At 42.9% G+C, this 8,455-nt stretch carries 7 protein-coding genes and 1 pseudogene; 5 read left to right on the forward strand and 3 right to left on the reverse strand.

All coding sequences use genetic code 11. From position 1 onward, the window contains the following. Nucleotides 1–213, reverse strand: a pseudogene (locus ABIN91_RS18950) (LLM class flavin-dependent oxidoreductase); the annotation flags it as partial. Nucleotides 214–222: 9 nt separating this feature from the next. Beyond that, nucleotides 223–759 (reverse strand): LLM class flavin-dependent oxidoreductase, encoded by a 537-nt coding sequence (locus ABIN91_RS18955; RefSeq protein ID WP_348053021.1) that lies wholly within the window; start codon nt 757–759, stop codon nt 223–225. 74 nt (nt 760–833) lie between these two features. Between ABIN91_RS18955 and aspT the strand changes: the two genes are divergently transcribed. From aspT to ABIN91_RS18975, 4 genes are read left to right on the forward strand one after another with little or no spacing between them, the layout of a single operon-like run. Then, on the forward strand, nt 834–2,564 hold the full coding sequence (gene aspT, locus ABIN91_RS18960) for an aspartate-alanine antiporter (RefSeq protein ID WP_348053015.1): 1,731 nt from the start codon (nt 834–836) through the stop codon (nt 2,562–2,564). A 7-nt stretch (nt 2,565–2,571) separates the two neighbouring features. Beyond that, nucleotides 2,572–4,206: an aspartate 4-decarboxylase gene (aspD, locus tag ABIN91_RS18965; protein ID WP_348053016.1), complete on the forward strand. Its 1,635-nt coding sequence runs from the start codon at nt 2,572–2,574 to the stop codon at nt 4,204–4,206. Nucleotides 4,207–4,236: 30 nt separating this feature from the next. Further along, entirely contained in the window at nt 4,237–5,286 is a 1,050-nt protein-coding gene (locus ABIN91_RS18970) for a type II asparaginase (protein ID WP_348053017.1), read from the forward strand. Nucleotides 5,287–5,313: 27 nt separating this feature from the next. After that, nucleotides 5,314–6,495 carry a porin gene (locus ABIN91_RS18975; protein WP_348053018.1) on the forward strand — a complete coding sequence of 394 codons (1,182 nt, stop codon included), beginning with the start codon at nt 5,314–5,316 and terminating at the stop codon, nt 6,493–6,495. A 308-nt stretch (nt 6,496–6,803) separates the two neighbouring features. Here ABIN91_RS18975 and ABIN91_RS18980 read toward each other — a convergent pair whose 3' ends face one another. After that, nucleotides 6,804–7,076, reverse strand: a complete 273-nt coding sequence (locus ABIN91_RS18980; protein WP_348053019.1) for a hypothetical protein — start codon at nt 7,074–7,076, stop codon at nt 6,804–6,806. Between the two features lie 526 nt (nt 7,077–7,602). Here ABIN91_RS18980 and ABIN91_RS18985 point away from each other — a divergent pair. Beyond that, on the forward strand, nt 7,603–8,455 hold an 853-nt coding region (locus ABIN91_RS18985), incomplete at its 3' end, for a TraM recognition domain-containing protein (RefSeq protein WP_348053020.1).

Raw genomic sequence — 8,455 nt, forward strand, 5'->3', positions numbered from 1 at the left:
CCGTCTATCAGCTTCTATGTAACCAAAGCTATCGGCTCCTTTAGCCTGCCCAAAGTAATATCTGTCCTGCTCATTAACCAGTGCAAAAATGGAGCGGCTTACCGAAACCCTTGGTTCACGCTGGTGCCCGGCTTTTTTCAAGGCTTCCTTATACAACCTGATCTGTTCTGCTTGCTGGATATGGAAAGGTTTGCCGCTTTCGTCAAATTTCAAAGTAGAACTTTACAGGTTCATGCCGTTTTCAGCCGCCCAAACAGCGGTTGCATTAGAGCCAGCTCCCCACCAGATACGTTCCCGCAATCCGTCCGAATGCGGCTCCAGGCGTAACAAGCCCGGTGGATTAGGAAACATCGGATTATGGTTAGGCTGGGCAAATCCGTCACCTTTTAATTTATCCAGAAATTCCAAACCCTTTTGTCGTCCCATGTCGGCATCTGTTTCTCCCTCGGCAGGTTTATAACCGAAATACCGCCAGCCGTCGATCACTTGTTCAAGCGAACCTCTGCTGATGCCTAGTTGTAAGCGTCCTCCGGAGATCAGATCAGCAGCGCTGGCATCTTCCACCATGTACATAGGATTTTCATAGCGCATATCGATCACACCAGTCCCGATCTCTATTTTGTTGGTTTTTGCACCAATAACCGAAAGCAAATGAAATGGCGATGCCAATTGGCGCGCAAAATGATGCACACGGAAATAAGCCTCATCCACACCAATTTCCTCCGCGGCAATACCAATTGTTGCATTATTAGCTAAGATGTGCTATTAGCAAAACAATTCGTGACCTCCATCATAATTACCTGTGACTTTTGTCATAGGTGCGACTTTCTAATATGCTGACATTTGATTCATATAAATTTACTATGGATTGGTTGTTGAATACATTACGAAGTCATCCCGAATTGGCTATCTTTTTCACTTTAGGTGTAGGGTTTTGGTTGGGAGATAAAAAAATTGGAAATTTCAGTCTGGGTGCGGTGACCAGTGTTTTGCTGGTTGGCGTGCTGGTTGGCCAATTGAAGATCAATATATCGAACGACGTAAAAAGTGTCTTTTTCCTGATTTTTCTCTTTGCTGTTGGGTTCGGTGTAGGTCCACAATTCTTCCGGGGATTGAAAAAAGATGGATTGCCTCAGGTGCTGTTTGCCGTAATTGTCGTTTTGGTTTGCTTGGGTTGTACCTGGGCAGCTGCCGAAGCGATGGGTTATAGTGTTGGCGAAGCTGTTGGCTTACTATCCGGTGCTAATACGATTTCCGCAGTGATCGGTGTATCCACAGATTCTATCAATTCGCTGGGGATATCTGCAGCCAACAAAACCAATTTTATCAATATTATTCCTGTAGCATATGCTGTGACGTACATCTTTGGAACGCTAGGTACTATCCTCATGATATCGAAAATTGGGCCCATGCTACTCGGTGGCCTGGAAAAAGTAAAACAACAGTGTAAAGATTTAGAAGCCAGCATGGGTGGCGACCTTGCAAACGGGGATGGAGGAATTTTCCCTGCTGAAGAACGTGTACTTTATAATGCCTATAAAATATCCGCAACTTCTATAGGCAAAGGGAAATCCATCATTGGATTGGAAAAATTGTTGAATGCCCAAGGGCATCGGCTATTTGTGGAGCGGATACGCCAAAACGGAAAAATTCTTGAAAACGATAAAGATATTGTAATTCATGAGCATGATGTAATCGTACTGGGTGGCCGAAAAGAATTCCTGCTTGACGAGGGTAAACACCTTGGCGAGGAGGTCAATGATCCGGAACTTTTAGATTTTCCGGTCGAAAAAATCAGTGTGCTTTTGACCAGTAAAATGGTTGCAAAATATACACTCACTGAATTAAGGGCAAAGACGTTCATGAGCGGTGTAGCAATTAGCGCTGTTAAAAGGCTAGGCATAGAGATTCCAATTTTGAAAAAGACCAAATTGAATATTGGAGATACGATTGTATTAGCAGGACTAAAGAAAAATGTTGAGAATGCCATTCCCCATATTGGTTATGCAGACCGGCCTACTAATCAAACGGATATGGTTTTGGCAGGTCTCGGCATTTTTCTTGGCGGCCTATTTGGCGCGCTAGTACTGCATATAGGCAAAGTGCCATTGAGTTTGAGCACAAGTGGTGGCGCACTGATAGCCGGGTTAGTTTTTGGATGGTTTCATAGCCGCCATCCCAATGTGGGCTATATTCCAGAGCCCACCTTATGGTTTATGACCAAAGTTGGGCTTACTACCTTCATCGCTATCGTGGGGATCATGGCCGGCCCGTCATTTATAGCTGGCTTTGAAAAAGTTGGCCCTATGCTCTTCGTGGTAGGCGCTATTGTAACTATAGTCCCCCTGTTAATCGGGATACTGATGGGACGTTATCTTTTTAAATTTCACCCGGCTGTAACCCTGGGTGCCATGTCCGGCGCACGGGTTTGCACGGCTGCGCTTGGTGCTGCACAGGATGAACTTGATAGCAAAACCCCTGCTTTAGGATATACCGTGACCTATGCGGTAGGGAATACCCTGCTGATTATTTGCGGGGTGATCATTGTACTATTAATGAAATAACAAAATTATGATTGCAGAAATAAAAACATCCAGAGATGAGGAAAAGCGCCTAGAGACGCTAAGTCCTTTCGAATTAAAAGATAGACTGATCGCATTGGCTTCTTCGCGTTCGCGCAAAAGTTCAGCGTTAATGCTCAATGCCGGGCGGGGTAATCCCAACTGGATCGCGACTACGCCACGTGAAGCATTTTTCACATTGGGGTTATTCGCACTTGAAGAATCGCGGCGAACAATGAATGCCGATAAAGATATGGCAGGAATGCCTCAAAAAGAAGGTATCGCAAAAAGGTTTGAAAAATTCATTGAAAAAAACCACCAATTGCCGGGAATTGACCTGCTCAAAGCATCTCTTGCCTATGGATTGGAAAAGCATGCCTTTATTGCGGACGAGTACGTTCACGAACTGGCTGACAGCCTGATCGGAGACAATTATCAGACTCCTGTTCGTATGCTTCCACACGCCGAAGTCATTGTGCGTGATTACCTTGATCAGGAGATGTGTAATTCCCGTCCCCCGAAAGGTAAGTTCGATCTATTTGCCGTGGAAGGCTCGACAGCCGGGATGTGTTATATTTTCGACTCGCTGATGGAAAACTTCCTTGTAAATAAGGGCGATAAGATCGCTTTATTGGTGCCAACGTTTACCCCCTACATTGAAATTCCTGAGTTAGACAGAAACAGTTTCGAGGTCGTTAATATCCAGGCAAGCTCTACAACAAAAGATGGACTGCATACCTGGCAATATCCCGATGAGGAAATTGACAAATTAAAGGATCCCTCTATAAAGGTTGTGTTTGTAGTTAATCCAAGTAATCCGCCTTCTTATGCTATTCATCCCGACACTATTAAACGATTGATTGGCATTGTGAAAGAGGAAAACCCAAGAATGATGGTGATCTCAGACGATGTATATGGCACCTTTGTTCCCGGCTTTCGTTCCTTAATGGCCGAACTGCCTAATAATACGCTATGCGCGTATTCCTTCAGTAAATATTTCGGTTGTACAGGATGGCGGTTAGGCGTTATCGCTGTTCATCAAAATAATATATATGATCAATTACTCGCTGAACTGCCTGCTGAAAAAAAAGAACTATTGAAAAAACGGTACAGCTCATTGAGTCTTGATCCTGAAAAAATAAAGTTTGTAGACAGGATGGTTGCTGACAGCCGTTCCGTCGCCTTAAATCATACAGCTGGCTTATCAAGCCCTCAACAGGCCCAAATGACACTGTTTTCATTGTTTGCACTCTTGGATAAGCCTGGCAAATATAAAAAGCTGACCCAGGGCCTTATTCAAAAAAGGTTGAATCTACTATGGTCATCAGTTGGTTTTACAGTCCCTGCGGATCCATTGAGGGCTGGATACTATGCAGAAATTGATATGATGCTTTGGTCCGTCAAGTTTTATGGAAATGAATTTGCCCGATATCTCAAAAAGAATTTCGACCCTGTAGATATTCTCTTTCGGCTTGCTGAGGAACACGCAATTGTTTTATTGAATGGCGGCGGTTTTGACGGGCCGGTTTGGAGTATCAGGGTATCGCTCGCTAATCTGGATACCGCAGATTATGAAAAAATCGGTAACGCCATTAAAGCAATACTGCATGAGTACGCCGCTGATTGGAAAAGTAAAAAAGTCTAAAATTAACATCACCTATTTAAAACAAATTAAATGAAAAAGCTACTATTATTAATCTTTGTAACTATGATTGCCTGCAACGTTTATGCAGCAAAACTACCCCATATTATTATTCTTGCTACCGGGGGCACTATTGCAGGAAAAGGAACTTCAGCGACAGCTGCGGGTTATACAGCAGGTGTAACACCGATCAGTGACATGGTAAAAGCTGTACCGGGAATAGAAAAATTGGCCACCATAACAGGGGAACAGATCAGCAATATCGGAAGCCAAGACATGACTGTTGCCGTATGGCTTAAACTGGCTAAACGAATAAATGAAATTTTTAAAAATCATGAGGCAGATGGGATCGTTATTACACATGGTACCGACACGATGGAAGAAACTGCCTATTTTTTAGACCTTACAGATCGCTTTGACGATCCCGTTGTTTTAACAGGTTCTATGCGTGCCGGTACGGCTATGAGTGCTGACGGCCCTAAAAATTTATATGATGCTGTGCAGGTAGCGGCTAGTCGTCTGTCGAAGGGTAAAGGCGTTATGGTCGTTTTTAATGGAAGTATATTTAATTCCAGGGAAGTTGTAAAATCAAATACTACACATGTAAACGCATTCATTTCGCCTAATACAGGACCTGAAGGACAGGTACTTGGCAAAATAATTACTTATTATACCAAAGATCTTAGGGCCAGTAATAAATATACACCCTTTGATGTAACCAAATTAAACGAGCTTCCTGAAGTAGCGGTTGTTGAATTATATGCTGATATTTCTGACGTTGCAATAAATGCTTATGTGAAAGCTGGTGCTGCCGGTGTGATCACAGCTGGATTGGGCGATGGTAACTTGAATAAAATAAATACTGCGGCTGTAACTGATGCTATCAGCAAAGGCGTAATTGTTTGCCGGTCTACCCGTGTTCCTACTGGGCGGGTTATTTTACACGACGAAACCGATGATGTCAAATTGGGAACTATCGTGGGAGATGATCTGAACCCGCAAAAAGCAAGGATACTCTTAATGCTTGGGCTTACGCAAACTAAGAACAAAGCCATTTTACAGAGTTATTTTTTTAAATATTAAATCCTTACAGTTTTTAAATTTAATATGATGAAAAGATATTCAATGTTATGGGTATGCTGCTTTATACTTTTGGCAACAACAGCCAGCGCCCAACTGGAAAAGCAAAGTGATACCACCAATCATACTTCACGGATTATTCCTCTTGATAAGGCAATGCTCCTGAAAAATGTGGACGTCATCGCCAATATGCAATACGCCAATAACAGCAGTTTTAAAAACGGCAGTTATACTGGTAGCGCATTTGCTATGAATCAGTTCAGGCTGGAAATAAAGGGTTATGTATTAGATACTACCGTGTTTTTCAGGTTTCGCTACCGTTACACCCGTGATCCCGTGGTTGAGTCAGTTGACAATATTAACCATGCTGTAGATATGGCATTTATAGGGATTAACTTGTCCAAAAAAGTTACGCTTTCTTTTGGTAAGATGTGCGCCGATTATGGCGGTTATGAATTTGATGCAAACCCTATAGACATTTATCAATATAACGATATTGTCAATTATGCTGATAACTTTTTGACCGGCGCGCAGTTTACCTGGACACCAAACAAAAATCACCAGTTTGGTTTTCAGGTGCTTAATGCAAGGACCCAAACTTACGCGCAGATTTATGATACCATCCCTGGCGTTAAGGCGGCTAAGTTTCCAGTAGCCTTTGTAGGCAATTGGCGCGGGAACTTTGCCCATGGTTTATTTTCTACTTTCTGGAGCTATACAGTGATTACTGAAGCCAGTAAAAAAAATGTTTATTACACCGCATTAGGAAATCAGTTAAACCTGAAAAAATGGCTGATACAGTATGATTTCAAGTATATGAGTGATGATATAGACCGACTAACTTTGGTCACCAGCTTAATACCAATCAGCTATTCTCCGTACCCAGCTTTAAACACATCTTACGTTGAACATTGGCTCCATATTCAGTATGCTTTTCAACCAAAGTGGGATATTTCGGTAATTGGGATGGTTAGTGATGCCTATTGGAACGGGAACCCTGATCCTCAAAAAAATAGCCATGTGCGCACTTCTTGGGGTATTATTCCGTCATTGGAATACTATCCTATAAAAAAATTGAATCTTAAATTTTTCGCATCCTATTTAGGTAGATTTTATGACTATACGAGCTATGCGCATTCAAAATTCGGTTTGGCGAATTCGACTACGGGCATGGTGATGGTAGGGTTCATTTCACCGCTGAGGATTTTGTAGTTTTATGGCCCCGGATATCCAGTTTATACATGGATAGGCAGTAACGAGGTTGAATTAAAATCAGGTGAAAAGATGAAAATTGACCCTTATCTTGGCAGCATGACCTTTAAGAAGATAGACAACGTTTGGCAAATTATTTATGCCCACGAAACAGCAGCAGCAGTAATCATAAAATAACGTTCATTGAAAAATATGGAAAATCGCTATCAATGCAAAGGGCGGCGTTACAGCAATTGCAAAACGAATAAATTATCGGTGAGCGGTTTTCCGCTGCACACAGACGGAAGTGAAACGGGCCCGCTTCATTGTTATAATTCGTCCAGCTTTTTTTGTTCTTCCTCGAAAAATTGGACATATTTAGACATATCCTTTACGAAATTTCGGGCGAAAACTGCGCCTTCGGAATCGCTCTTCATAACATCATCATCCCCGAGGTCTGCATGCTCGCCATAGATAGCTTGCTTCAGATCCCTCCTTTGATGTAACTCCTCTAATTTCCCCCTCATCTTTTCGACCATAGAAAAATCAGGAATACCTCTTGCTACCAGATCGCTGAAGTCTTTGTAAGGATCGAGCTTCACGCGGGATCATCTTCTGCATCATCTCTCCCCATTGAATTACCTCCCGCAATGAATATACCTTATTGTTTTGTGCCTGCATTTTCATGACCATCGCCAGGAACATTTCCGGCATACCGTTCCATTTCGGCTTTGGCATCAGTCCCATCAGCAATGACTTTAGTCCCATAGTTCCTTTATTTATATAGCGCTTTATTTAAAGTTAATCAACTCATTTGCTTATCTCAAAAATTATTTTGCTTTCATAAAGCTTTATCAGCTTTGTCTGCTAAAAATGAGGGCATCCCTTTCGGGCCGGGCTTTCCGCTATATCTTCTATCGAAGGATACGCTTCCAATCCCTGATGCGGAAAAGGGAATGGTATATCGCTTTTTTGTATCCCGATAGCGATCATTGTGTTGTCGATATTAATTTTTTTCCTGTCTTCGGAGGTAGCTATCGCCTACGGCTCCAATGGCATTTTTTAATTAAATCAACAATTTTTTCAATCTCAAACGGGTAAAAAGGGCAGCCAAAATCAAGCCCGGATTTGTCGTTGGATTTGCAAAAGACGGCATACCATGCCAAAGCATTTGACCAGTTAGAAGGGCAGATCGGTACATTAAAGGTCTTTATCAGCCGTTTGGCAACAAAGGAAACGTATTGGGTTTTTTCAGGCAATGATTTCGATCTGAAGATATCTGCTAAGGAAAATCCTGGAATGCTGGTATTAGCCAATGACCCGAACACCCAAAACATCAACTCGGCCTGTTATTCGATCATTATCAACCGCCTGACCAAACTGATCAACACCAAAGGCAATCTGCCTTCCGCGCTGATCGTAGATGAGGTGCCGACCTTATTCGTGCACCGGGTAGAAAATTTAATAGCAACGGCACGGTCTAACAAGGTTGCAGTATTGATGGGACTACAGGAATTGCCGCAATTTAACCAACAGTACGGGAAAGATACCGCAGCAACCATCACGGCGGTTGTCGGCACGGTGATTTCCGGCTCTGTCAGGAATAAGGATACGTTGGAATGGCTGGAAAGGCTTTTTGGTAAATCCAAACAGATGGGCGAAAGCTTATCGATCGACCGCAACAAAACATCCACATCGCTGAACGAAAAGCTGGAAGCACTCATTCCCGCAGGTAAAATAGCTTCGCTCAATTCGGGCGAAATGGTTGGTGTGATCGCCGCGGACGCTCAGGAGAAATTTACGGGACAGTTTGAAACATCCGCAGTTAACTGCCGGATCAATCTGGATATGGAAACCATCAGGCGCGAAGAAAAGGGTTATAAACCTTTACCCGCCTTTTATGATTTCGGCGGGAAACTGGACGAAAAACTCCGCCAGAACTTTGACCATATCAGCCAGGAGATACAAGAAATGGTGTTGG

Origin of the sequence: Mucilaginibacter sp. (assembly GCF_039921305.1) — a bacterium.
In the GTDB taxonomy this organism is placed as follows: Bacteria; Bacteroidota; Bacteroidia; order Sphingobacteriales; family Sphingobacteriaceae; genus Mucilaginibacter.